Below are 23754 nucleotides of genomic sequence, written 5' to 3' on the forward strand. Positions count from 1 at the left end.
TTAAGCCATATTAGGTTTTCTACCTAACATTTTTAATTGTTGATAGTGTTCTGAAATTGCTTTCCAAATAGAATTGTATTCGTTGTAAGGTAGGCTGAATTCATGAGCAGTTTCTTTAACAATTCTTGCTATATCTTTGTAGTGAATGTGACTAATATGTGCAAATAAGTGATGTTCCACTTGTCTGTTTAATCCTCCAGTATAAAATTCTACTAACCAACTTTTAGGTGAGAAGTTAGATGTTGTGTATAGCTGATGGATGGCCCAAGTGTTTTTCATATTACCATCTTCATCTGGTAACGGTGTTTCTGTGTTAGGCATAACGTGTGCTAATTGGAAAACTACACTTAATATAATTCCAGCCGTATAATGCATAATTAAAAAGCCAATTAAAACTTGCCACCATGCATAACCTAATGATAAGGGTAATACTACCCAAATAGAATAATATACTATTTTACCAATAATTAATTTGGTCCATTGTGTTGCTGGTTTAGGGAATTCACCATAAGATAATTTTCTTTTTAAATAAACATAAGTTTGTTTAAAATCGGTGGTAATTGCCCAGTTTACAGTTAATAATCCATATAATAAAAAAGCATAGTACTTTTGATATTGATGAATTTTTAGCCATTTAGCATGTTTTGAAAAACGAATAATTCTTCCCGCATCAATGTCTTCGTCGTGTCCTTGAATATTAGTGTACGTGTGGTGTAATACATTGTGTTGTACTTTCCAGTTATAGTCGTTTCCAGCTAAAATATGTATGCTGCTACCCATTAATTTATTAACCCATTTTTTGCTAGAAAAGGATCCGTGGTTAGCATCGTGCATAACGTTCATTCCTACTCCAGCCACTCCAATACCTATAACAATTACAGATATAATTTGTAGCCAAGTTGGTAAATCAACAGTTAATAATAGTACTAAAGGGCCAAGTAATAAGGTGAACATTACTATAGCTTTAAAATATAATTTCCAGTTTCCTGTTTTTTTAATGTTGTTTTCTTTGAAGTAATCGTTAACTCGTTTGTTTAATGTTCTAAAGAACTTTGCAGAGTCTGTTCTTGAGAAGGATACTGATTGTTTTGTCATGCGTTTTATTTTAATATCTAATAATTGTAAAGTATCAAATATGACGCCAAAGATAATTAATAATGACGTGCACATTAATAAATTTTTCACAAAAATGCACAATAAATTATCTACTTTTGTGCAAAATTATAAAGCCATGCAGTTAATTCTTAAGTATTTCCCTAACCTTACTGAAGATCAGATTGATAAATTTACCAAACTAGAAGCATTATACCAAGATTGGAACTTGAAGATAAATGTTGTTTCCCGTAAGGATATAGACGAATTGTATTTAAGACATGTTTTGCATTCGTTGGCTATAGCCAAAGTTATGAAATTTAAACCTGGAACCAAAATTTTAGACGTTGGAACTGGGGGAGGGTTTCCTGGAATCCCTTTGGCAATCCTTTTTCCTGAATGTTCTTTTCATTTAGTTGATAGTATCGCAAAAAAGCTAAAAGTTGTTGATGAAGTTGTTGAAGGCTTAGGTTTGGAAAATGTAAAGACTACCAATAAGCGTGTAGAAGAAACTAAGGGTACATACGATTTTATTGTAAGTAGAGCTGTAGCTGCTATGCCAACATTTGTACATTGGGTAAAGGGGAAGATTGGCAAGAAGCAAAATCATGAATTAAAAAACGGAATTCTCTATTTAAAAGGAGGCGATTTAAGCGAAGAACTTCAAGACTACCCTAAAGCAACCATTTACGAAATTCCGGATTTCTTTGAAGAAGACTTTTTCGAAACTAAAAAAGTAGTGCATTTACCTTTGAAATATAAAGGTTAAATTCATGTGCTTCTAAATTAAATAACAAAAAGAAACCTCTCATTAACTGAGAGGCTTTTTTTTGTCCTTTATTGTGTCTCTATTTTACAATAAACTTGGTTCTTAAATTTTCATCTGTGTCTGTTTCTACATTCAAAATGTAGACTCCTGATGCTAAGTTTAGAGGAATAGATATGCTTTGTTCTATGTTATTTTTCTGATTGAATACCAGTTTTCCTGTAATATCGACTATAGAGATATTTGCGTTGTTGTATGACTTGGTACTTAATAACGTTAAATTATCCGTAATTGGATTTTGTTTTAACCTGATATTTTGAAATGTATTAGATTCTATTGATAGAGGTCTTTGTAAAATTTCAAATAAAGCGAAATCTACGTTTTCAGGAGTCAAGGTAACGTGTGGTTCATTTACTGTAGGCATATACCACGAGTCAAAAGGAGTTTGATTGGTAGTCGCATTTGATGTTGTAATATCAGTTGGTGTATGGAACCAGTTTATTTCATTATTTGTAATTTTTAAAGCCATAGCGCTTACACTTGGTATAAAATTAAAATAATCTGTACTTAAAGATCCTAAAAACTCTCCAACTAATCCATCTGTAGCTAAATCTTCAGTTAGTTTCAATATATCGAATAAACCTCCCGAGGCAGCATCAACTCCATGGGAATAAGGGAAGGCTCTAGATTCTGCATTGTTAATTCTATCGTTAGCTAAAGGAAACCACCAAGCAAAATCTAAATGAACCTTACTAGTTTTGATTTGAGTACCTGCACTTGGAGTAAAATAGGTTTGAATTTTTAGGTCAGCACCAGCCATAATATTGATGTTCGCATTTAAGATTCTGCTCCCAGGAAGCAAATTGTTAGCTGCGGATGTGTTGTCTGGGTAGCGACTATTTATACCGCTCCCGTTTATTATGGAAGCATTTCGGGTTAATTCAGGAAAACCAGTACTTGTAAGACCATTTATTCTGGCATCAAATACAGCTTTAAATGGATGCGCTCGAGGCAAGGCTAAATTGTTATTGAACGTTACACCGTCACTGTTAGTAATATGGGGCTCAAATTGATCTGTAATCATTTGTCTGGCGGCTGACGATTTTAGCATACCGTTAATTATTGGTTGTAATTCTTCTACGTTCTGATTTCCAAGTACCCAAAAGTCATCTAATCCAAATGCTAAGAAATTAAATTGGTGTTGAAATCCTATAGGAACATTTGCGCCATGATGTGGAGAGTCAAACGAAATCCATAGTCTAGTTTCATGGTTCATATTTTGGTTTTCCATGTAGTTAAGGGCATATCTTGAAATTAGTCCCCCCATGCTTGGGCCAATAACTACGTTTTCTTCATTTCCTACTTTTTCAGCATTGATTAGGCTTATTAGTTCTACCAATAACATGGCATTGCGTTCAATAAAATCAACTCCACCATCAATTACAGCCTCATCTTGTGTTCTTGTGTAAATAGGAAAATTTAAAATAACCACGTCAAAACCTTCTTCTCTTACCAAATCGCCCAGGTTTGATGTGTTTCCATTTTCTGTAAAGCCCAATAACTCGTAAATACCTGTAATGTCCCTTCCATCGCCTGGATCGAAACCATCAACTAAAAAAATGGGTTTGTCTAAAATGCCGTCGGAACTTAAATAAATTTCATACTCTCCAGTTCCTGGGTAAGAAACAGTTTCTCCATAAGGTGATAGGTCAGGAGTTATACTAGAATTAAAAGTGGTTATTACTCTATTGGTAGTTTCAAAAATATCGGCGTTAGAAAGTTCTATTTTTATCGTGGATTGTCGTGTTATTATTTCTCCGTTATCAAGGGTTAATTGGAAAGTCAATACTTTTTTTCCGGCATCTTGATAAGAAATAGGAATGTTTTGGTTTAACACAACGTCTGTAAAGCCTAATCCATCGTTGAAATCGATAGCAATATTTTCAATGATGTTGTTAGTTGTGTTAAAAATATTGGATTCAGGTAAATTGAATGTGGTTTGTAGGCCCTTATACTTTACACGTAGAGGAGAAGTAAGAGTTATATGTTTTTTTTCAAAAATAGGAGCTTGGTTTGTTCTTATTAAATAGCCTTCAGAATCTCTTGTTACACTATTGTTTTGAAGGGATTCATCGTTTATAAACTCATAGTCGCTATGTAGAATAGCTAAAGGAATTATGTTGGTAAAGTAACTTTGTGTGCTTTGATTTTTTAAGCTTTCTAAAGGAGAAAGTCTTTTTTGTAAATCGCCGTGCTCAATAGCTTTGTACGCTTGGTAGAAGTTGTAATTATTTATGGGTTTCTCATTGTAGTTTGAAATATCAACTACCGGGGATTTGTGGGCTAATACGGAAGTTTGCATCGAGGAAGTATCAAATTTCTGAAGCGCGTTTTTTGTTTGTGAAAAAGTACTCAACGATAAGAGTAGAAATGGTAATAAGTAAATTTTTTTCATGTCAAAGCTGGTTGGTTTATATTTTAAATATATGAAGATTTATAATTGCTTTAACATTTGTGAGATAAAATGTACAAAAAAAACCCTTAAAATTTTTAAATTTTAAGGGTTTTTACGTGTAAAAAATTTATTTTTCTATCCTAAGAAAGGATATCTGTAATCTACTGGAGTTACAAAAGTTTCTTTAATTAGACGTGGTGAAATCCAACGCATTAGGTTTTGAGCAGATCCTGCTTTATCGTTAGTTCCAGAAGCTCTAGCTCCACCAAATGGTTGTTGACCTACAACAGCACCAGTTGGTTTGTCGTTAATGTAGAAGTTTCCAGCACTATTTTCTAAAGCTTTTGTTGCTTCTACAATAGCATGACGACAAGTAGATAGGATAGCTCCGGTTAAGGCGTATTCGCTTGTTTCGTCAACTAATTTTAATGTTTCCGTAAATTTGTCTTCATCGTAAACATATACGGTCATAACTGGTCCAAATAACTCAGTACACATGGTAGTGTATTTAGGATTTGTTGTTACGATAACTGTAGGTTCAATAAAGTATCCTTTAGATTTATCGTAGCCTCCACCAACAATAATTTCGGCATCAGCATCAGCTTTTGCTTTATCTATGTATGAAGCTAATTTATCAAATGATCCTTCGTTGATTACAGCAGTAACAAAGTTACTCATGTCTTCAGGAGATCCCATTTTAAATGATTTAACATCTTCAATTACATATTTTTTAACATCTTCCCAAAGATTGCTTGGTATATATCCTCTAGATGCAGCGCTACATTTCTGACCTTGGAATTCAAAAGCTCCTCTAGAAATAGCAGTTGCTACTTGTTTAGCATCCGCAGATTTGTGAGCTACAATAAAATCTTTTCCACCAGTCTCTCCTACAATTCTTGGGTATGTTTTATATTTTTCAATATTATTTCCAATTTGCTTCCATAAATTTTGGAATACAGGAGTTGATCCAGTGTAGTGTAAGCCTGAGAAATGAGGGCTTGCTAATACAGTGTCTGTTATCATGCCAGGGTCTCCAAAAACAACGTTTATTACACCATTTGGTACACCTGCTTCTTTAAATACATCCATGATTACTTTAGCGGAGTATATTTGGTTGTTGCTTGGTTTCCAAACTACTACGTTCCCCATTAAAGCCATACAAGAAGGTAGGTTTCCAGCAATAGCTGTAAAGTTAAATGGAGTCACAGCATAAGTGAAGCCTTCTAGAGGTCTGTATTCTACTCTGTTCCAAGCGTCGCTTGTGCTTTCTGGTTGTTCCATATAAATGTCCGTCATAAACTGAACATTGAAACGTAAAAAGTCTATCAACTCGCAAGCAGAATCAATTTCGGCTTGATGTATTGTTTTTGATTGAGCTATCATGGTTGCTGCATTAATTTTGGCTCTATATGGTCCTGCAATTAATTCGGCAGCTTTTAAAAAGATTCCTGCACGTTGTTCCCATGGCATTTGTGACCATGTTTTTCTAGCTTCTAAAGCAGTAGCAATTGCTTCTTCTACATGAGATTTTTCAGCTAAATGGTAGGTTCCAACTATATGTTTGTGGTCGTGAGGTGGAGACATGGTTCTGGTGTTTCCAGTAGTAACGTCTTTCCCGTTAATATACATTGGTACATCAACTTGACTATTGTACATTTCTTTATAAGCTTTTGATACAGCTTCTCTTTCTGGAGTTCCTGGAGCATAGCTTTTAACAGGTTCGTTAACAGCAATTGGCACATTAAAAAATCCTTTTCCCATGTTTATATTTATTTTATAATTCTTAAAAATTTAAGTGCAAAGTTACAATATTTTTGGCGATATATTATTCTTTAGAATCCTAAAGGCAAGTTAAATTATAGGTTTATTTTTGTAAATTGTTTATTGATTTTTAGACTAAAACGTATATGTGCACAGTAACTCTTGTTCCTTTGGGGAAATCAGATTTTATATTAACTACCAATCGAGATGAGTCGCCTAATAGGGTGACGCTTGAACCAAATTTTTATTTGGAGGATGGTGTAAAATTGTTATATCCTAAAGACAAAATGGCGGGAGGTACGTGGGTGGGTGTAAGCGATAAAAATCGTCTTGTATGTTTGTTAAATGGGGGTTTTACAGCACATTCAAGGCAAGATGCATATCGGTTGAGCAGAGGAGTGGTAGTAAAAGATTTGTTAACCTCTACAGACGTTTTAAAACTAGTGAATGAATATGATTTAAATGGTATTGAACCTTTTACAGTTGTTTTGGTAGATTGGAATTCCGATATGAAGTTTTTTGAATTGGTTTGGGATGGTTTTGCAAAACACTTTAAAAATTTACCGTTAGAGTCTAATATATGGTCGTCGTCTTCATTGTATACTGAAAGGATGAAGTTAGAAAGGAAAATTTGGTTCCAGGAATTTCAACAGGCTAATGAGCTAAATGTCGGTTCGGTATTGGAGTTTCATGAAACAGCAGGAAGTTCTAACAAGGAATTTGGAGTGATAATGGATCGCGGTTTTGTGAAAACTACCTGCATCACTCAAATAGTAAAACAAAATAAGGAGATTGAAATGTTATTTGTAAACCTTCAGTCCAACTCGAAAATAAAAGCGCGGTTTCATTCAGCAGAAATTATAGAATATCAAACTAAGGCTTGATTAATAGCAAAGCTGTTTTTAAGTGTTTATTTTATAATAAGTGTAAATTCTTTATTGTGGTTAATTAAGTGCAAAAGGAGCGTTTAATTTAAAGGTTGGAATTTGAACTTTAAATATACTAAGCGTTGAAAGGTTTATCATGCTATAGTAGCCGCCCATCGCTCCAAAGGGTGATGTTAATAAGCACCCAGAAGTATAGGTGTGCGATTCTCCTGGTTTTAAAATTGGCTTTTTACCAATTACTCCTTCACCAAATACGGTTTCGGTGTTGTTTAAGGCGTCTAGGATGGTCCAGTGTCTAGACTGTAACTGTACAGAATCTTTACTTTTGTTTTCAATGGTTACTAAATAGCCAAAAGCATACTGAATTTTGTAACTCTTATATAAAGTCCCTTCAAACACGGTCTCAACAGAGACTTTAATTCCTTTTGTTGTTTTTTGAGCTATTCTCATCGCCTTATAGATTTGTTGGTTATTGCTAAATTATGAATTATATAACTTAAAGCTACAAATAATTAATGTATAAGTGGGTGTAACTTGTTCTAATTAGTAATATTAACAGAGTTTGCTTCACCAACTCCAATTATTCTATCGTATCTAGAGCCTAAATCCCGGTAATAGACTAAAACTTTATAATTGTTTTCGGTTTCTTTAAAATTACCACTTATTGCTCCTTCTTGCAATTTTCCATTTTCGTCCACAACTACATATTTATAACTATAGAATCCTTGTTTTAAAAGTAATTGGGCTTCGTAAACACCACGATCTTTATTACAATGCATTTTGTTGGTTTCGTTTAATTCGTAATTGTTGTAATTGCCGTAAACATAAATAGACTTATTAGTTAATGAGGCATCTGGTAATAATGAAAAGTGAATCCAGACATAATCAGCTTCAATCCAAGGTTTCTCTGTGTCTAAAGCATTAATTACAAAATTTCCATTAATATCTGGGTTGTATGTATATGGTCGGTTAGCCCTTACAATATCTGTAAATAAAAAATTGTTGTATAAATCGGCTAACTCAATGTACTGTATTGCTATGTTGGCACCTTTTATATCTTTATTTTCAAAAGACAAATATTCGTTACCACCCCAAAAACTAGTTTCTGAATTGTATTTGTAAATCAATTCATTTCCCATAGTGTATTGAGGTTTTACGTTGGAAATGGCCGTGTTTAAATTATTGTTTTGAACAATTAATGCTTTTACGGTTTCGGTAGGATTGTTAAATTGAATACTAGACGAGCTTATGTTGATATCTACCGTTTGTTTTTCGGCTAAATATTTTACATCCCTAGAAGTCCTAACATGAACACCAACATTGGCGTTGTTTTCATAAAGCATGAATTTTCTTGAGAATACAAGCTCATCGTAGTCATTATAAATATGAATCATGTAGTTTCCGGATTTTGTTAAACCACGTGTACGTTCATTTGGAATAATTAATTTGTAGTGCGAATATATTTGATAAGAATTAAAAGAGTTTTCGTAATTCCGAATTCTTTGGTTGTCATAACCAGACATGTATTCCGATTTTGTTAGGTTAGATGGAGTCCAATCGTAATTGAAATGTTCAATTTTATAATAGAAATCTTCTTCATTTCCATTTAGTGCGTCAAATTCCAATGCAATTCTGTCTCCAAGTTTTATAATTGGGAGTTGGCTTTCGGGAGTTTCTCCTGTGAAAATAATGGTTTTAATATAGTCGGGAGGAACAACTTCTTGAGTTTGTCCAAAAAATAAACAAGGAATTAGTAGCAGGTAAATGTATAGTTTAGCAGTCATTTTTGTTATGGAATATTATTGCTTGTAAATATAGGCAAATTTTATGCCTAAACTTTTTCGCTTATTTAGAATTGAAATAAATAGTGTTCTTATGAAAAGTCTAGTGATAATTCTTGTAGAATTTAGTAAATTTGCACCGATTTTTTAAGGCAATTAAGAATCTTAATCACATTTACTATTAACAAATAGATTTATAAATATGTCAAACGACATTAGGATTAAAAAAGGTCTGGATATCAAACTTAAAGGTGTGGCTGAGAAAGCTACTGAAAATGCAATAGTTAGCAATTTCTATACTTTAAGACCAGAAGATTTCCATGGAGTAATTCCAAAAATGGTTGTAAAAGTTGGAGCTAAAGTAAAAGCAGGTGAAACTGTTTTTTACGATAAGTCTGACGAATCTGTAAAATTTGTTTCTCCGGTTTCAGGGGAGATATTGGAGATTGAACGTGGAGAGAAAAGAAGAATATTAGCTATTAAAATTCAAGCTGATAAAGAACAAGTGTATCAGGATAACGGTAGGTTTGATGTGCAGTCTGCAAATGGAGAAGCAGTTAAAAGTCATTTGTTGGCTTCTGGGTGCTGGCCATTTATCAAACAACGTCCTTATGATATTATTGCAAAACCAAACAATGCACCCAAAGCTATTTTTATTTCTGCTTATGCCTCAGCGCCATTAGCAGCAGATTTAGATTATACGCTAAAAGGAAAGGAAGCAGAACTTCAAGCAGCTGTTACTGCCTTAGGTAAATTAACCGAAGGTGAAGTGCATGTGTCTGTTGGAAAAAACAGTTCGTCTCCTTTAGCTGGTTTGTCAGGAATTACACTTCATAAAGTTTCAGGTCCGCATCCTTCAGGGAATGTTGGAACTCAAATAAACAAAATTGATCCTGTTAACAAAGGAGAGTTTGTTTGGACAGTTAATGCACAAGACCTTGTAATTATGGGAGAATTGTTGTTAACTGGAAAATTCAATGCCGAGCGTATTGTTGCCATGGCAGGTTCTTCTGTTAAAAAGCCAAGATATTTTAAAACCAAAATAGGTAGTGAAATAGCTACGATGGTATATGATAATGGGATTGATAAAGATAGTAACGATCGTATTATTTCTGGAAACGTGTTGTCAGGAAAACAAGTGAAGCCAGATGGTTGCTTGGATTACTATAGCAACATCATCACGATTATCCCTGAAGGAGATGATTATGAGTTTTTTGGATGGAACAAACCTGTATTCAATAAAATATCCACTTCAAGAGCCATGACTTTTTCATGGTTGTTTCCAAATAAAGTTTTCGATTTAAATACAAATACAAACGGTGAGCACAGAAATTTTGTGTTAACAGGTAATTATGAAGAGGTATTCCCTTTAGATATTTATCCGTTACAAATTTTAAAAGCTTGTATGTATTCCGATTTAGATGAAATGGAAGCTTTAGGAATGTACGAAGTAGCGCCAGAAGACTTTGCTTTAACAGAATTTGTTTGTGTGTCTAAACAACCACATCAAGACATTATAAGAAAAGGTTTGGACGTAATGATTAAAGAAATAGGTTAATAATTAGATTTAATTTTACGACATCACATAAACAAATCGAAATAATGGGAACGGTAATCGTGACCTTAATGAAATACTAAAACAATGGGTTTAAAAAGCACATTACATAACTTAAAAGAAAAGTATAAAGGAACCAAAATGGCTCCAGCATTTAATGCTCTCCATACCTTTTTATACTTGCCAAATATGACTACCGAAAACGGGACTCATATTAAAGTAGCGGATGATTTAAAGCGTACCATGAATACCGTAATAATGGCTATGGTACCATGTTTGATTTTTGGTATGTTCAACGCCGGATATCAACATCATATCGCATTTGGAACTCCAGTAGATTTCTTGTCATGGGAAGCATTCTATGTAGGTTTATTTAAAGTACTACCTCTAGTAATTGTTTCATATGGTGTAGGTTTAGCTATTGAATTCTTATTTGCTGTAATTAAAGGACACGAAGTAGAAGAAGGTTATTTAGTAACTGGAATGCTAGTGCCATTAATTGTTCCAATTGATACACCACTTTGGATGCTTGCAGTAGCAGTAGCTTTTGGGGTTGTAATTGGTAAAGAAGTATTTGGAGGTACAGGAATGAATATTCTAAATCCTGCATTAACTATTCGTGCCTTTTTATTCTTTGCATATCCAACTTGGATGTCTGGAGATAAAGTATGGGTTCACGGAGCAGTTGAAAGAGATCAAGCCATTGCAGCTGGAGAAAAATTAGATGCCATTTCAGGTGAAACTATATTAGGAACCTTAGCGCAAGGGAAAGAAGTTTTATACGATGTTTGGGATATGTTCTACGGATTTATTCCAGGATCAGTTGGTGAAACATCGACACTATTAATTTTATTAGGAGGTCTTTTCTTAATCTTTACTAAAGTTGGTAGCTGGAGAATTATGTTATCATCTGTAGTTGGAGCTTTAGTTATGGGACTTATTTTTAATGGTCTTGTTGATGCAGGAGTCATTACTGAAACAAGTAAGTTCTATGGATTAATGACTACACCATTCTGGATGCATTTACTAATTGGTGGTTTTGCTTTCGGTACGGTATTTATGGCAACAGACCCTGTTACAGCTTCACAAACAAATAAAGGAAAATGGATTTATGGATTTTTAATTGGATTTGTTTCAATCCTTATTCGTGTATTCAATCCAGCCTATCCAGAAGGAGTAATGTTAGCTATCTTATTAATGAACGTGTTTGCACCAACTATCGATCATTATGTAGTTCAAGGAAATGTTAAACATAGATCGAAACGTCTTAAAGTTAAAAACGCTTAACAATGGAAAAGAGAACAGATAAAAATTCATATACAATTATTTTTGCCATAGGAATGGTACTAGTAGTTGGTTCCTTACTAGCTTATGCATCGTCATCTTTAAAAGAAAGGATTACGACCAACAGAGAGCTAGAGAAGCAACAAAATATTTTGTATGCTATGGGGATAAATGACAACGACGATACCAATGCTATTTTCGTTTCAACAGAAGAAGCGCCTAAATTGTTTGCTGAAAGCATTAAAAAGCAAATTGTTATTCAAGGAGATAAAATTATTGAAGATGACAAAGCTTACTTAATAGATGTTAAGAAGGAACAAACTAATGCAAAAGCTGGGAAAGAAAGAAGACTTCCTTTGTTTATAGGTGAAGATAAGGATGGAAAAACATACTATATTGCGCCAATTTTAGGAAAAGGACTTTGGGATGCTATTTGGGCATACATTGCAATGGACGAAAACATGGTTATACAAGGAGCTTTTTTCGATCATAAAGGAGAAACAGCTGGTCTTGGAGCCAACATTAACAAACGTTTTTTTATGGATGATTTTATAGGTGAAGAGCTTATGGATGACGGTAAATTTGTGGGTGTTAATGTAGCTAAAGGAAACGCAGATCCATTAAATATAGATAAGACAGATAATGCAGTAGACGCCATTGCTGGAGCTACTATTACTGGAGATGGTGTTTCTGCTATGATTCGAAACGAATTGAAATTATACGTGCCTTATTTTAAAAACTTAAAAAACAACTAATTTATGGGACTTTTATCAAAAAAAGATGCCAAACTAATATTAGATCCTTTAGCAGATGACAACCCAATTACTATCCAAGTACTTGGAATCTGTTCTGCTTTAGCAATTACTGCAGAGTTAAAAGCATCCTTAGTTATGGCAATTTCGGTAATATTTGTACTAGGTGCAGGTAACGTGGTAATTTCATTAATGCGAAATATTATTCCTTCAAAAATTAGAATTATCGTACAACTTATTGTTGTTGCAGCTTTGGTAATTATAGTAGATTTGGTTCTAAAAGCTTTTGCTTACGAACTAAGTAAAACTCTTTCTGTATTTGTTGGGTTAATTATTACTAACTGTATCATTATGGGACGTTTTGAAGCCTTTGCTTTAGGAAACGGACCATGGCGTTCTTTCCTTGATGGAGTTGGAAACGCTTTAGGATATGGAGTTATACTAATAATCGTAGGATTCTTTAGAGAGTTATTAGGGTCTGGAACCTTATTTGGAATTCCAGTATTAGGAGATCCAATTGCTAAAACTGGTTTATATGCAATCGGATACGAAAATAATGGATTTATGATTATGCCTCCAATGGCTTTGATAGTTGTAGGTATTATAATTTGGATTCAACGTAGTAGAAATAAAGCTTTAATAGAAGACTAAAATTAGTAAGTCAGTTGGGCAGTCTAAGTAAGAAATTATAGAGCACTGAGCACTGAATACTGAACACTAAAAAAAATGGAACATATAGAATTATTTTTCAAATCGATATTTATAGATAACATGGTATTTTCAGTATTCCTGGGAATGTGTTCGTACCTTGCTGTATCTAAACGAGTAAACACCGCTGTTGGACTTGGTGCCGCAGTTATCTTTGTATTGGCTATAACAGTACCGTTAAACTGGTTATTAGATCAATATTTATTACAACCTGGAGCCTTAGTTTGGTTAGGTGCTGAATATGCCGATTACGATTTAAGTTTCCTATCATTTATTATGTTTATTGCTACTATTGCTACCATGGTACAATTAGTAGAAATAATTGTGGAGAAATTTTCTCCAGCTCTTTATAACTCATTAGGTATCTTTTTACCTCTTATTGCTGTTAACTGTGCCATCTTAGGTGGTTCGTTATTCATGCAATCAAGAGAAATAGCAACCTTAGGTTTAGCAACTACTTATGGAATTGGATCAGGGATTGGATGGTTTTTAGCAATTTTAGCTATTGCTGCTATTCGTGAGAAAATTAGATATTCAAATGTACCAGCTCCTTTAAGAGGATTAGGAATCACATTTATTATTACAGGTTTAATGGCGATAGGTTTTATGAGTTTTGGAGGAATGTTAACCGGAGGTGATGAAGAAACTGCAACTGAAACAGAAACTGTTCAAGTTATAGAAGAAACAGAAACAAAAGTAGAGACAACTTTAACAGAAGTTGAAGCTACTAATGTTACCGAGAGTATAAACGATACGTATAAAGCAGAAGAAAAAACTTTAGCTAACAACACAATAAAATAGTAGGATGATAGTATTAGCAGCAGGTACCTTAGGGACAGTTATTATAACAGTAGTCGCTTTCTTAATAATTACATTGTTATTAGTTGCGTTGTTATTAGTTGTAAAACAAAAGTTATCGCCATCTGGACCGGTAAAAATTACAATTAACGGCGAAAGAACTATTGAAGTAGGATCAGGAGATAGTTTATTATCTACTCTAGGATCACAAAAAATATTTTTACCATCGGCTTGTGGTGGTGGTGGAACATGTATTCAATGTGAATGTCATGTGCTTTCTGGAGGCGGTTCAGCACTTCCTACAGAAACCCCTCACTTTACTCGTAAAGAGTTACAGGAAGGCGCTCGTTTGTCTTGTCAGGTTAAAGTGAAACAAGACATGGAAATTACCATTCCAGAAGAAGTGTTTGGTATTAAAAAATGGGAAGCAACCGTTGTACGTAATTATAATGTAGCTTCATTTATTAAGGAATTTGTTGTTGAAATTCCTGAAGATATGGGCTATAAAGCTGGTGGTTATATCCAAATTGAAATTCCTCCTTGTGAAATTAAGTTTCAAGATATGGACATTACTGCACATCCTGAAGAGCATGAGACTCCAGATAAGTTTCAAGACGAGTGGGACAAATTTAAGCTTTGGCCATTAGTGATGAAAAATACTGAAACTGTAGAAAGAGCTTATTCTATGGCTTCTTACCCTGCAGAAGGACGTGAAATTATGTTAAACGTACGTATTGCAACACCTCCTTTTGATCGCGCTAAAGGCGGATGGATGGATGTTAATCCAGGTATTGCGTCTTCATATATATTTAATCAGAAACCGGGAGATAAGGTAATTATTTCTGGACCTTATGGTGAGTTCTTCATTAATGAATCTGAATCAGAAATGCTTTATGTTGGTGGAGGAGCGGGAATGGCTCCAATGCGTTCACACTTATATCATTTATTCAAAACCTTAAAAACGGGTAGAAAAGTAACTTATTGGTATGGTGGACGTTCTAAACGTGAGTTGTTCTACTTAGAGCATTTCCGTGAATTAGAGAGAGATTTCCCTAATTTTAAATTCTATTTAGCTCTTTCTGAACCATTACCAGAAGACAATTGGAAAGTAAAAGAAAACATAGATGCACCAGGGGATGGGTTTGTAGGATTTATTCACAACTGTGTAATAGAGAACTATTTAAATCATCATGAAACTCCAGAAGATATTGAATTGTATTTCTGTGGACCTCCATTAATGAACAAAGCTGTTCAGAAAATGGGAGAAGATTTTGGAATTGCAGATGAGAATATTCGTTTCGACGACTTTGGAGGATAATATTTGATCTAAGAGAAGTCAAAGAATCTATAATAATTTAACCCAACACGAAAGTGTTGGGTTTTTTTATCCTCACTATTTACCATTTTTTTGATGTAAGAGTAAAATCAGCTTTAAAACTTTTTACAGATGAAGCAACTTTATTTTGTATCACAATTTTTGTGCTTAATTGATCATTTCTGCTCAAAACGAATTTAGGCTAATGGAGACTGATATAGTTGGAGTAATCCAAATTATTGGTCCTATTTTAATGCACTTTAACCTGGGTTTGTGTCTTAAATTGGAGAGTCGAAATAAATTAGAAATCGGATAGTTTTAATGACTTCTGACATAATATATTCCATGGTCAACTACATGGTTAAAACATTGTAATTATAACGGATACGTTGATGTTAGGATTCGATGATTAACAGATTAAAGATAAAACCAATAATACAGTTAGGGTAAAATAGATATTAAAAATTATATATTATTTGCTTACAATTTTAAATTTACATGATAATCTGACAGCTAGTAATTTTAGGTAGGGGTAAATTAATTTTTTAGTTCTTGTCAAAAGGCTTTCCTTATATAGAAAGCTTTTTCATACTCATATTTTGTTAATACTCCGATTAATGGGTGCAGTTAGTTATTAATTTATTGGTTATTTTTTAATGCTGTTGCTAGAATGCCATCTAATAGAATAGACCATTTTTTACTTACGATGTCTATTATTTAGAGTGATAATTAATACAATGATACTTATTAAACCTAGCCCTAACATCCAAAAAGTAATATTAGATGTAGTAGTAATATTAATAGGAGTTGTGTCTCCAATGATAACTAAACCGGCCCAATATTGGGGGTTTGTAGTTCGGCCTTTTGCAGTTTTAAGATAATCTAATTTAGCTTTTTGAAGTGCTTCATCTTTATCCATCCCCTTTTTTATATAATTGTAAAAATGGCTAATTATTTCGGCACTAGATTGCTCATCTACTTTCCAAAGACTAGTTAAAATACTTTCGCTTCCAGCATAATTAAATGCATGAGCTAATGAAATCATTCCTTCTCCAGCTTGGTAGGTTGGCTTACCAGTTTCACAAGCAGTTAATATGGCTAAATTTGAAGATAAATTGATGTTGTAAATTTCGTAAGTGTATAAATAACCGTCGTCTATTCTTGTGCTGTCTGTCGATTTTGCAAACACCAATCGAGATAATTCTGGAGTTAGATTGTTCGACTCGGCATGTGTGCCAATATGTATTATTTTATGCTCCTTGGCTTTTTGTGTAAAAATACTTTTGGTTGATTTTTCGTTTAAAAAGGATTCACCATTAAAAAGTTGAGAAGATTTTTCAGCTAATTCTTTTGTAAATGGCTGCGGTAAAAGTGTCAAATATGTTTTATCAATTTCTAAGGAGTCTTCAATTTTAAACTGGTAATCTTTTTTCATTTTGTCATTAAATTCCGGAGCAAAACCAATGAAGTTTTCTTTATAACCGAAACTTGAATTGGCGTTATCGACTAAAAATAAACTGTAATTATAAGAAATAATATATTTAGAAAGTAAGCTATTGGTTGATAGTTCAGCGTAAGACGTTAGAGTTTTATTGGTTAACATTTCAAAACTTAAATTGAATAACTCTCCATCTGGAATGATAATAACTTTTTTAGTTTTAACATCTGATTCTAAAGGTTCCCAAAGTGATGTGTATAATTTATTCAGGTGTTTACTTGTTGTTTGCATATCTATATATGCTTCCGTTAACTGAATGATATGTGTTTTTATTTGAGAATCATCCAATTTGAATAGCTGTTTTCTAGACTTGTTTAAAACCACCGCATATAAAGTATCATTACTAAATAAATAGCGAATAACTGTAGTGTTCTTTGGAATGCTTTTTTGAATATTACTTAAAGACTTCTCGATAGAAGCATATCGCATTTTGTAGTATTTAGGATAGGTTGTTTTTAAAGAGTCTAAAAAGAAATTCCAATTGGTATTGGCTTTAAAAAAGAGTTCAAAGCTTTCGTCGTTTGTGCTTTCAATAGAAGTGTTTATTTGTGCTTTTAAAGCAGTTTCTCGGGCTATAACCTCTTTAGGAATATGGGCGAAAACCATATTGTTTTTTAGGCTTAAACGCGATCTTATTCTATTGTATAAACTAGATTCATGAATGGTTAAAAAATTGGTAAGATAAGTCTCATCCTGGGTTTTCTGGTACAAGTCCAGATGTAATTGTTTGGCGAAATCAAAAAGCTCGTTATTTTCAGTAATAAGTAAACTTAAATCGTCGTAAGATTTAATTATTTCTTTTCGTTGGTTTAAAATAGATAAACCATTATCTATTTGTGTAATTAAATTTTTTAGAAAGCTTTCCGACTTATTTGGTTGTAAGTAATACTTCGATTTGACATTAATCAATAATGCTTTAGGTTTTCTATATTGAATTTGAATAGAATCTGTAAAATTGACGGCTGATAAATCTTCGTTGTTTAGTAAGTTCAACGCCTCGTTAGTATAATTAATGGCTTGATGGTAATCTTTTAATTTATAGTAAACCTCTGCTAGATTTAATATGTGGTGAAAACCTTGTAAGGTGTTTTTAAAATCGCTTGTTTTTATAAAATTATAGCTTTCTTCAGCTAAAGAAATAGCCCTTTCTGGGTTATTAGTTTTAGCATAAAATTGCGACATATCGATCATTTCATCCAAAAAGTCTCTAGAATATTCGTTTTTTCCAAGTGATTTTCTATAGATAGAATCGGCAGCTTTAAAATATTTATCTGCAGCTGCAATGTCGCCTAATTTATCACTAATTTCAGCTTTAGTAGATAAAGCGCTTGCATGCCAATATAGCTGTGTATTCTTACTATTGTTAATTCTTTCGATAGCTTGATCAATCAGTTTTTTTCCAGCTTTAAAATCTCTTAAGCCTATTTTAGCCTGTGCAGAAATAATTTGGGAAATGGTAATATTAATGTCATCTGGAGCAAGCGTTTTTAGTTTTTTGTTGTAGGAATACGTTATCAACTCGTCAGCTCGTTCAAACTCTCCAATAGAATGATAAAAGGAACCTAAATTGTCAATAGCCGCCAATTGATTTTTTAATGCTCGTAACTTCCTGGATTCATCTTTAGAAATATCCAAATATTTTTGAAAACTACTTATCACTTCTTTAGATGCCTCAATGGCATTGTCTATATGGCCAAGGGAGTGATTTATTACCGCGATATTCATTTTCACTAGAGCTGGTCGATAATAAGAATTCAAATCGTTTTTTTCGACGCTATCTAACATTTTATAGGCTAAGTTCAAATAATAAAGACTGCTATCTAGTTTAGATGAATACCACATCATCCCACCTAAAGAATTGTATGTTTTTTGAAGAGATTCAAAGTCTTTAGTGGGTTCCCTTTCCATCATTTTAACAGAAATAGCATACTGTTTTTTTGCCAAAGTAATATCACCAAGATTAGAAGCTACATACCCTAAATTATGATAAATAATACTTATACCTGCTAATTTGGGGTCTTTAATCTCCTTGGCAAGCACTAAGGCTTTTTCTAACGTATCATAAGCTTTCTTTGTATATCCGGCATCATCATAAATCCATGCTAATTCAAGGAGGAATTCCTTATTAATATATTGACTTTTATATTGTTTTAATTCTTCTCCAAAAGCTTCAGCATTCTTTATAGCCAAATCTAGATTTCCCTTAGCCAACTTGAAACTTCCTACTAGAGATACATACTTTATTAAGCTGTCTACATTTTTCTGATAACGATAGACGTCTAGTTGTTTATTTAGCTCTTTTTTGGCTTCTTGTATATGGTCTTCGTCTAACAGTTTTTTGATATAACTCGTGCCGTAAACAGAATCGTTTTGTGAAATTACGATTTGTAAATTTATTAGTAATAACAAACTAACCAGAATTACAACCCGGTTTTTTAAAACTGTTATCATAGATGTTGAGTTGATTATTCCTCTAGCTCAGAAAGTATGACTTCGCTATTATTAAAAGTGCTATGGCTCAGATATTTTTTAGCAAACTCGATATTCTCTGCTTTTAAATAGGCTAAACCCAAATAGTAAAATGCTTCGTTTTTAAAGTTGCTTTCTTTTAACTGAGTCACTTTTTTTAAATGTGTTATAGCTTGAACTTCTTTTCCACTAGCTAAATAGGCCGAACCAATAAAATAATTTAAGGTGTCGTTTTCTGGTTTTTTTGTAAGTAAAGGTTCCCATTTAGAAATGGCTAGGTCATAATCTTTTCTTTTATAGTTTACCATGGCATCATAAAATGTAAAATCATCTGTGGTACTCATTGTTGTTGGTAATCCAGGATCTGGAGAATAATATTTGCTGTATAAATTTGACTTAGACTCATTGTTGAGAAACCAATAACTACCTAAAGAAACCAAAATTACAGCAGCTATTGCAACTAATTTTCTTAGATTTAAATACTTCACCCTTGAAGGTTTTTTAATAAGTACTTCTGTTTTAGGAAGAGTTTCATGGAATTCTTCTAACTTTTCTTTTAGGGCTTGTGTTTCAATACCAAGAAGCATGGTTTTAATATCTTCCACTAGATTTTTAAAATGGGAATCATTTTTAAGTTTCTTTTCAAAAGCAACAGTTTCTTCAGGCGTTAAAGTTTTGTTGATGTAGCGTTCAATATGCTCTAATTCTTCTTGTGTTATGTTATAATCTAGGTTCATGCTATTAAATGTCTTTTAAGGCTAATTCTCTTAATTTTTGCATACATCTGTATTTTTTGTTTCTAGTAGATGCTGCGTCTAATTGCAGTTCTTCTGCAATAGTATTCATCGATTTTTTTTCAAAATAAAACTTGGTCAATAAATTTTTGCATGGCAAGCTCAAGCTTTTAAAAGCATCCATAATATTTTGTAATCGACCTTCTTTTAAAATGTCATCGAGTTTATTTTGAGTTTCTTTATCAGAAATTTCAAAATGCTTTAGTTTAGAGGTAATAACTGTTTTTTTATGATACTTTGATCGTAAAAAATCCATCCATTTGTTTTTTGAAATTGTATATAAATAGCCATCTAAGGAATGATTATTTTGTGGTGTAAATTTATTGGCCTTAACATTCTTCCAAGTTGTAATAAAAGCTTCTTGAAAAATGTCTTTAGCCTGTTCCTTTGTGCCGCTGTTTTTTAAAATGAATGCTTCTATTTTAGGAAAATTGCTTTGGTACAGGGTTTCTAAAACACCTTGATCATTCTTTTTAATAAGCTCAATAATTTGCGTGCTATCTGTATGTGTATTCAAGTTATTTTTCAATTTTCTGCATCTTAACTTAAAGATAGTAGAAAGTTGGAATAATTCATATCATTTTTGACCAAGTGTAGTTTAATAAGACGAACTGAGAATTTTAGTAACCATTATCCGTTTCTTCTAATTGTTGCCAGTTATAATCGTTGTTAGTATTATCTGTATTTGGATTATATAAGGAGTTGTCTGTTGCAAGATATTCGTTGTTATTATTCAGCCAAACATTGTTTTCATAGCCATCCACTTTGTAGATGTTTCCAGAGGGGTCTGCCATGTTTCTCCTTTCATATATGCCATCTATATATTGTGAATGACTTGCATCTGATGATGCTTGATTAGCTCTCCAAGTATTATATTGATTATCCAAAGCCTGACTACTTGCTCTTCCAGCAGCGCGCATTTGTTCTCCTTGGGCCTGAATATTTGCCATTCTAATTTGATGTGCAGTATTGCTTTGTTGTGCTGCCTGTGCATAGTATTGATTGCTTGTTTGAACCCATTGTGGGTTTATTTCAAAATTAACCAACGAGTTTATATAGGCGTTTTTAGCATTCTCATATTCAGTTTTTGGAGCGGACATGCTGTTTAAAGTGTAGCCCCAATCTAAACCACCAATACTTGTATATTGAGCAATGAAATATCTAACAATAACCATCGTTAATTTTCCATCTGGACCCTCCCATTCCGTAACAATGCAGTCATTGTGCCTTTGTTCTGGAGTAGATTTAAATATATAACTATTAAACTTGTTATCGAATTGAGCTAACTGAGGTAAAGGAAACTGATTTATAAACTGTAATCCTTCAGCTTCTACTAAAGGCCTTAAGTCTTCTTCAATTAAACGTTGTGTGCTTTTTACTGGTTTTACTTGACTTCCAGTGTTTAAGGTGTACTGATTTCTTTCTGGACTATTGGAATAAAAGAATGAGTTGGAAACTTCTCCATAAACTTCAATACCGTTTGGACCTTCAAAATAAATGTTTTCAGAGTTTTGTTCTTTCTTTTTCCAAGTACTTGGTATAGGCATCGCACCAATAGGTATTCCAAATTGCTTGTTCATGACATAATATGGTTTTAAGGCATGTGTTTTTTGTTTGTTTTGAATTGAGTTTACGTCCTGATTAGAGTTGTTGTTTTCAGTTTTGAAACCATCGTTTGGAAATTCATAATTTTCTTTATTTTCTCCACAAGAGCAAAATAGAATTAGAATCAAAAGCGTGTAGAAGTAGTTCGAACGTTTCATAATGTTTGTATTATACAAGTACATCGAAACATTCTAAAAATGTCATCAAATTATTTGGTGATTTTTCCTTAGTTGTAGTGTTTAGGTCGAAATTAAGTTGGGACTAGCATTCTTGCTAATCTTATATTGAAATAATTCTGAGCAGTCCATGACATCTTGAATTTGATCCAACTTGCATAAAAACCTAACTACAGCAGAAAGGCCTTCAAATAACACATCTTTATCGGTTGGGTTTTTCGGCCTTTTGTTTTTATTATGGAGAGGTAGTTGATAGCCACACGCTTTTAAAAATACAGCTTCTATTTGAAGTAATTCTAATGGTGAATACCCGTTAAATTTTCTTCCAAAATTCTGATTAACCAGTCCCACATAATTAAGGTTCAGAGACCCATGTTGATCGGATAAATGCTTCCAAGAATCGTTATTGTCCAATATGTTTCCAACAGCGCACTGTTTGCAACACTCAGGGTGCAAGGTGTTATTTTGAAAAGCTACGTATAGTTTTTGTAAGGCTAAATCTAATCTTTTTGTGGTTTTCATAGTATTTAGTTTTTGAAACTATAAGTTACCAAATTTGAAGCACTTAATCTAGTTTAATATCTCATTTTAACATTGTTAAGATGTAAATTTATGTTCCAACTAATGATTGAGTATAGTTTATAGTTAAACATTTTTTATTTTTATGTGAACAAATTAATAAATAGTAATTTTGCATCATGAGAAAAGAACTTTCAGAACAAGAGTTACATTATTTAGCTATGAATCATGTTGGAAAAGATCTTGAAGAACGAGGTTTTGAGTTCATTGCTGTTAATAGTAAATTAAAAAAGCACCCTCAGTTTGTGTGTATGGACAAAACCAAACAGTACTATTTTGTTATTGTTCGTGCTGTTATTCTTCCAGATAACCCTAATAATTACGATGTTATTTGGATGGAATCCTTTAAAAAGCACGCAATGGAAAAAGATGCTAAAGTGTTGTATGCCGGTGTTGGATTAGGAAACCCTAATGGTGAAGATTTACCTATTTATTTAGATGAAGACTACTTAATGGAATATAATGGTATTCAAGTAATAGATACCAACTTAAACTAGATTTTAGATGAAAGAAAATAGAGCAATTATTGGCCAACTATTTATCCGTAGAAATAATTCCCATTATATAATTTTCATAACATTTATAGTTGCCTTCTTGTTCTTGGCTTCTTGTAAACCAAAACCAAGGAATAGCAAATTATTCGGTGAAGTTTTTGGTACAAGTTATTCGGTTATTTATGATTCTGAGGTAAATTATCAGCAACAGTTTGATAGCTTGTTTCATGTTATTAACAAGTCAATGTCTACTTATCAGTCTGATTCAGATATTTCAAGATTGAATAAAAATCAGTCTAATGTTATAGATCATCATTTTGCAAATGTGTTCGATGCTTCAAAAGAAATTTATAGCTTAACTGAGGGTGTTTTTGATCCGAGTATTGGGGCTGTAGTGAATGCATGGGACTTTGGTCCGGAAGGTTCTATTATGGGCCTAGATAGCTTAAAAATAGATAGTCTTATGCTTAGTGTTGGATTTAATAAAGTAATGAGACATAATCTAACTATAGAAAAGCAAAATCCCAATACCTTTATAGATTTTAATGCAATTGCTAAAGGTTATGGAGTGGATGTAATTGGTTTGTTTTTAGAAAGTAAAAATGTTTCTAATTATTTGGTTGAAATAGGGGGTGAAATTAGAGCTAAAGGTAGAAATTTCGAAAAACAAGCAGATTGGAAAGTAGGAGTGGAGGAACCACATTTTGATGGTGAACAATCTATTTTAAAAGCCATTTCACTTCACGACGAATCGATGGCAACCTCTGGAACATATAGAAAGTATAAAACCGATGAAAACGGTAATAAATACTCGCATATTATAGATACAGAAACAGGTTACCCAAGTAAAACCAATTTATTAAGTATTTCTGTAATAGCTAAGGATTGTATGACAGCGGATGCTTATGCAACAGCTTTTAAGGCTATGGGAATTGAGAAAATTAAAGAGTTTTTAAAGACACATCCAGAGCTAAAAGTATTTTTG

Annotated in this window: 20 protein-coding genes; 10 read left to right on the forward strand and 10 right to left on the reverse strand. The window is 33.0% G+C overall.

Going from position 1 to position 23754, the window contains the following annotated elements; all coding sequences use genetic code 11:
• Complete coding sequence (locus VKY41_RS02495) at positions 1-1095, reverse strand: fatty acid desaturase family protein (protein ID WP_500812874.1); 1095 nt, start codon at positions 1093-1095, stop codon at positions 1-3.
• Positions 1096-1231: 136 nt separating this feature from the next.
• Between VKY41_RS02495 and rsmG the strand changes: the two genes are divergently transcribed.
• Positions 1232-1861 carry a 16S rRNA (guanine(527)-N(7))-methyltransferase RsmG gene (gene rsmG, locus VKY41_RS02500; protein ID WP_500812875.1) on the forward strand — a complete coding sequence of 210 codons (630 nt, stop codon included), beginning with the start codon at positions 1232-1234 and terminating at the stop codon, positions 1859-1861.
• A gap of 79 nt (positions 1862-1940) precedes the next feature.
• On the opposite strand, the gene VKY41_RS02505 is transcribed toward rsmG, so the two are convergent.
• Together VKY41_RS02505 and pruA are read right to left on the reverse strand one after the other, a co-directional pair.
• The gene (locus VKY41_RS02505; protein ID WP_500812857.1) at positions 1941-4313 is read right to left on the reverse strand and encodes a T9SS type A sorting domain-containing protein; all 2373 of its coding nucleotides are present in this window, start codon (positions 4311-4313) and stop codon (positions 1941-1943) included.
• 135 nt (positions 4314-4448) lie between these two features.
• Positions 4449-6074, reverse strand: coding sequence for an L-glutamate gamma-semialdehyde dehydrogenase (pruA, locus tag VKY41_RS02510; protein WP_500812858.1), 1626 nt, complete (start codon positions 6072-6074; stop codon positions 4449-4451).
• Between the two features lie 146 nt (positions 6075-6220).
• On the opposite strand from pruA, the gene VKY41_RS02515 reads away from it, so the two are divergent.
• A complete protein-coding gene (locus VKY41_RS02515; protein ID WP_500812859.1) occupies positions 6221-6958 on the forward strand; it encodes an NRDE family protein in 738 nt (245 codons plus the stop codon).
• 60 nt (positions 6959-7018) lie between these two features.
• Here VKY41_RS02515 and apaG read toward each other — a convergent pair whose 3' ends face one another.
• Together apaG and VKY41_RS02525 are read right to left on the reverse strand one after the other, a co-directional pair.
• Complete coding sequence (gene apaG / locus VKY41_RS02520; protein WP_500812860.1) at positions 7019-7411, reverse strand: Co2+/Mg2+ efflux facilitator ApaG/CorD; 393 nt, start codon at positions 7409-7411, stop codon at positions 7019-7021.
• Between the two features lie 89 nt (positions 7412-7500).
• On the reverse strand, positions 7501-8745 hold the full coding sequence (locus VKY41_RS02525) for a type IX secretion system plug protein (protein WP_500812861.1): 1245 nt from the start codon (positions 8743-8745) through the stop codon (positions 7501-7503).
• Positions 8746-8944: 199 nt separating this feature from the next.
• Between VKY41_RS02525 and VKY41_RS02530 the strand changes: the two genes are divergently transcribed.
• The 6 genes from VKY41_RS02530 to nqrF all read left to right on the forward strand — a co-directional run bounded on the left by VKY41_RS02530 (position 8945) and on the right by nqrF (position 15157).
• The gene (locus tag VKY41_RS02530) at positions 8945-10300 is read left to right on the forward strand and encodes a Na(+)-translocating NADH-quinone reductase subunit A (protein ID WP_500812862.1); all 1356 of its coding nucleotides are present in this window, start codon (positions 8945-8947) and stop codon (positions 10298-10300) included.
• A gap of 84 nt (positions 10301-10384) precedes the next feature.
• Positions 10385-11584, forward strand: coding sequence for an NADH:ubiquinone reductase (Na(+)-transporting) subunit B (locus VKY41_RS02535; RefSeq protein WP_500812863.1), 1200 nt, complete (start codon positions 10385-10387; stop codon positions 11582-11584).
• Between the two features lie 2 nt (positions 11585-11586).
• Positions 11587-12336 carry a Na(+)-translocating NADH-quinone reductase subunit C gene (locus tag VKY41_RS02540; protein ID WP_500812864.1) on the forward strand — a complete coding sequence of 250 codons (750 nt, stop codon included), beginning with the start codon at positions 11587-11589 and terminating at the stop codon, positions 12334-12336.
• A 3-nt stretch (positions 12337-12339) separates the two neighbouring features.
• Positions 12340-12984, forward strand: a complete 645-nt coding sequence (locus VKY41_RS02545; RefSeq protein ID WP_500812865.1) for an NADH:ubiquinone reductase (Na(+)-transporting) subunit D — start codon at positions 12340-12342, stop codon at positions 12982-12984.
• A gap of 75 nt (positions 12985-13059) precedes the next feature.
• Complete coding sequence (gene nqrE / locus VKY41_RS02550) at positions 13060-13842, forward strand: NADH:ubiquinone reductase (Na(+)-transporting) subunit E (RefSeq protein ID WP_500812866.1); 783 nt, start codon at positions 13060-13062, stop codon at positions 13840-13842.
• Between the two features lie 7 nt (positions 13843-13849).
• Positions 13850-15157, forward strand: a complete 1308-nt coding sequence (gene nqrF / locus VKY41_RS02555; protein WP_500812876.1) for an NADH:ubiquinone reductase (Na(+)-transporting) subunit F — start codon at positions 13850-13852, stop codon at positions 15155-15157.
• A gap of 694 nt (positions 15158-15851) precedes the next feature.
• Here nqrF and VKY41_RS02560 read toward each other — a convergent pair.
• The 5 genes from VKY41_RS02560 to VKY41_RS02580 all read right to left on the reverse strand — a co-directional run bounded on the left by VKY41_RS02560 (position 15852) and on the right by VKY41_RS02580 (position 22218).
• On the reverse strand, positions 15852-19103 hold the full coding sequence (locus VKY41_RS02560) for a CHAT domain-containing protein (RefSeq protein ID WP_500812867.1): 3252 nt from the start codon (positions 19101-19103) through the stop codon (positions 15852-15854).
• 14 nt (positions 19104-19117) lie between these two features.
• Positions 19118-19858: a tetratricopeptide repeat protein gene (locus VKY41_RS02565; protein WP_500812868.1), complete on the reverse strand. Its 741-nt coding sequence runs from the start codon at positions 19856-19858 to the stop codon at positions 19118-19120.
• Positions 19859-19862: 4 nt separating this feature from the next.
• Positions 19863-20444: an RNA polymerase sigma factor gene (locus VKY41_RS02570; protein WP_500812869.1), complete on the reverse strand. Its 582-nt coding sequence runs from the start codon at positions 20442-20444 to the stop codon at positions 19863-19865.
• 91 nt (positions 20445-20535) lie between these two features.
• A complete protein-coding gene (locus VKY41_RS02575; RefSeq protein WP_500812870.1) occupies positions 20536-21678 on the reverse strand; it encodes a hypothetical protein in 1143 nt (380 codons plus the stop codon).
• A gap of 81 nt (positions 21679-21759) precedes the next feature.
• Entirely contained in the window at positions 21760-22218 is a 459-nt protein-coding gene (locus tag VKY41_RS02580) for a Na(+)-translocating NADH-quinone reductase subunit F (RefSeq protein WP_500812871.1), read from the reverse strand.
• 176 nt (positions 22219-22394) lie between these two features.
• Here VKY41_RS02580 and VKY41_RS02585 point away from each other — a divergent pair, with 176 nt between their 5' ends.
• Together VKY41_RS02585 and VKY41_RS02590 are read left to right on the forward strand one after the other, a co-directional pair.
• The gene (locus VKY41_RS02585) at positions 22395-22772 is read left to right on the forward strand and encodes a DUF8840 domain-containing protein (RefSeq protein WP_500812872.1); all 378 of its coding nucleotides are present in this window, start codon (positions 22395-22397) and stop codon (positions 22770-22772) included.
• A 7-nt stretch (positions 22773-22779) separates the two neighbouring features.
• On the forward strand, positions 22780-23754 hold a 975-nt coding region (locus tag VKY41_RS02590), incomplete at its 3' end, for an FAD:protein FMN transferase (RefSeq protein ID WP_500812873.1).

It is taken from the genome of Xanthomarina sp. (assembly GCF_035306605.1).
Taxonomy (GTDB): Bacteria; Bacteroidota; Bacteroidia; order Flavobacteriales; family Flavobacteriaceae; genus Xanthomarina.

What these genes read in the sequence shown, in the direction of transcription:
- VKY41_RS02495 (WP_500812874.1), bottom strand. Translation starts at nt 1,095, where the DNA reads ATGACAAAACAATCAGTATCCTTCTCAAGAACAGACTCTGCAAAGTTC.
- rsmG (WP_500812875.1), top strand. Translation starts at nt 1,232, where the DNA reads ATGCAGTTAATTCTTAAGTATTTCCCTAACCTTACTGAAGATCAGATT.
- VKY41_RS02505 (WP_500812857.1), bottom strand. Translation starts at nt 4,313, where the DNA reads ATGAAAAAAATTTACTTATTACCATTTCTACTCTTATCGTTGAGTACT.
- pruA (WP_500812858.1), bottom strand. Translation starts at nt 6,074, where the DNA reads ATGGGAAAAGGATTTTTTAATGTGCCAATTGCTGTTAACGAACCTGTT.
- VKY41_RS02515 (WP_500812859.1), top strand. Translation starts at nt 6,221, where the DNA reads ATGTGCACAGTAACTCTTGTTCCTTTGGGGAAATCAGATTTTATATTA.
- apaG (WP_500812860.1), bottom strand. Translation starts at nt 7,411, where the DNA reads ATGAGAATAGCTCAAAAAACAACAAAAGGAATTAAAGTCTCTGTTGAG.
- VKY41_RS02525 (WP_500812861.1), bottom strand. Translation starts at nt 8,745, where the DNA reads ATGACTGCTAAACTATACATTTACCTGCTACTAATTCCTTGTTTATTT.
- VKY41_RS02530 (WP_500812862.1), top strand. Translation starts at nt 8,945, where the DNA reads ATGTCAAACGACATTAGGATTAAAAAAGGTCTGGATATCAAACTTAAA.
- VKY41_RS02535 (WP_500812863.1), top strand. Translation starts at nt 10,385, where the DNA reads ATGGGTTTAAAAAGCACATTACATAACTTAAAAGAAAAGTATAAAGGA.
- VKY41_RS02540 (WP_500812864.1), top strand. Translation starts at nt 11,587, where the DNA reads ATGGAAAAGAGAACAGATAAAAATTCATATACAATTATTTTTGCCATA.
- VKY41_RS02545 (WP_500812865.1), top strand. Translation starts at nt 12,340, where the DNA reads ATGGGACTTTTATCAAAAAAAGATGCCAAACTAATATTAGATCCTTTA.
- nqrE (WP_500812866.1), top strand. Translation starts at nt 13,060, where the DNA reads ATGGAACATATAGAATTATTTTTCAAATCGATATTTATAGATAACATG.
- VKY41_RS02560 (WP_500812867.1), bottom strand. Translation starts at nt 19,103, where the DNA reads ATGATAACAGTTTTAAAAAACCGGGTTGTAATTCTGGTTAGTTTGTTA.
- VKY41_RS02565 (WP_500812868.1), bottom strand. Translation starts at nt 19,858, where the DNA reads ATGAACCTAGATTATAACATAACACAAGAAGAATTAGAGCATATTGAA.
- VKY41_RS02575 (WP_500812870.1), bottom strand. Translation starts at nt 21,678, where the DNA reads ATGAAACGTTCGAACTACTTCTACACGCTTTTGATTCTAATTCTATTT.
- VKY41_RS02580 (WP_500812871.1), bottom strand. Translation starts at nt 22,218, where the DNA reads ATGAAAACCACAAAAAGATTAGATTTAGCCTTACAAAAACTATACGTA.
- VKY41_RS02585 (WP_500812872.1), top strand. Translation starts at nt 22,395, where the DNA reads ATGAGAAAAGAACTTTCAGAACAAGAGTTACATTATTTAGCTATGAAT.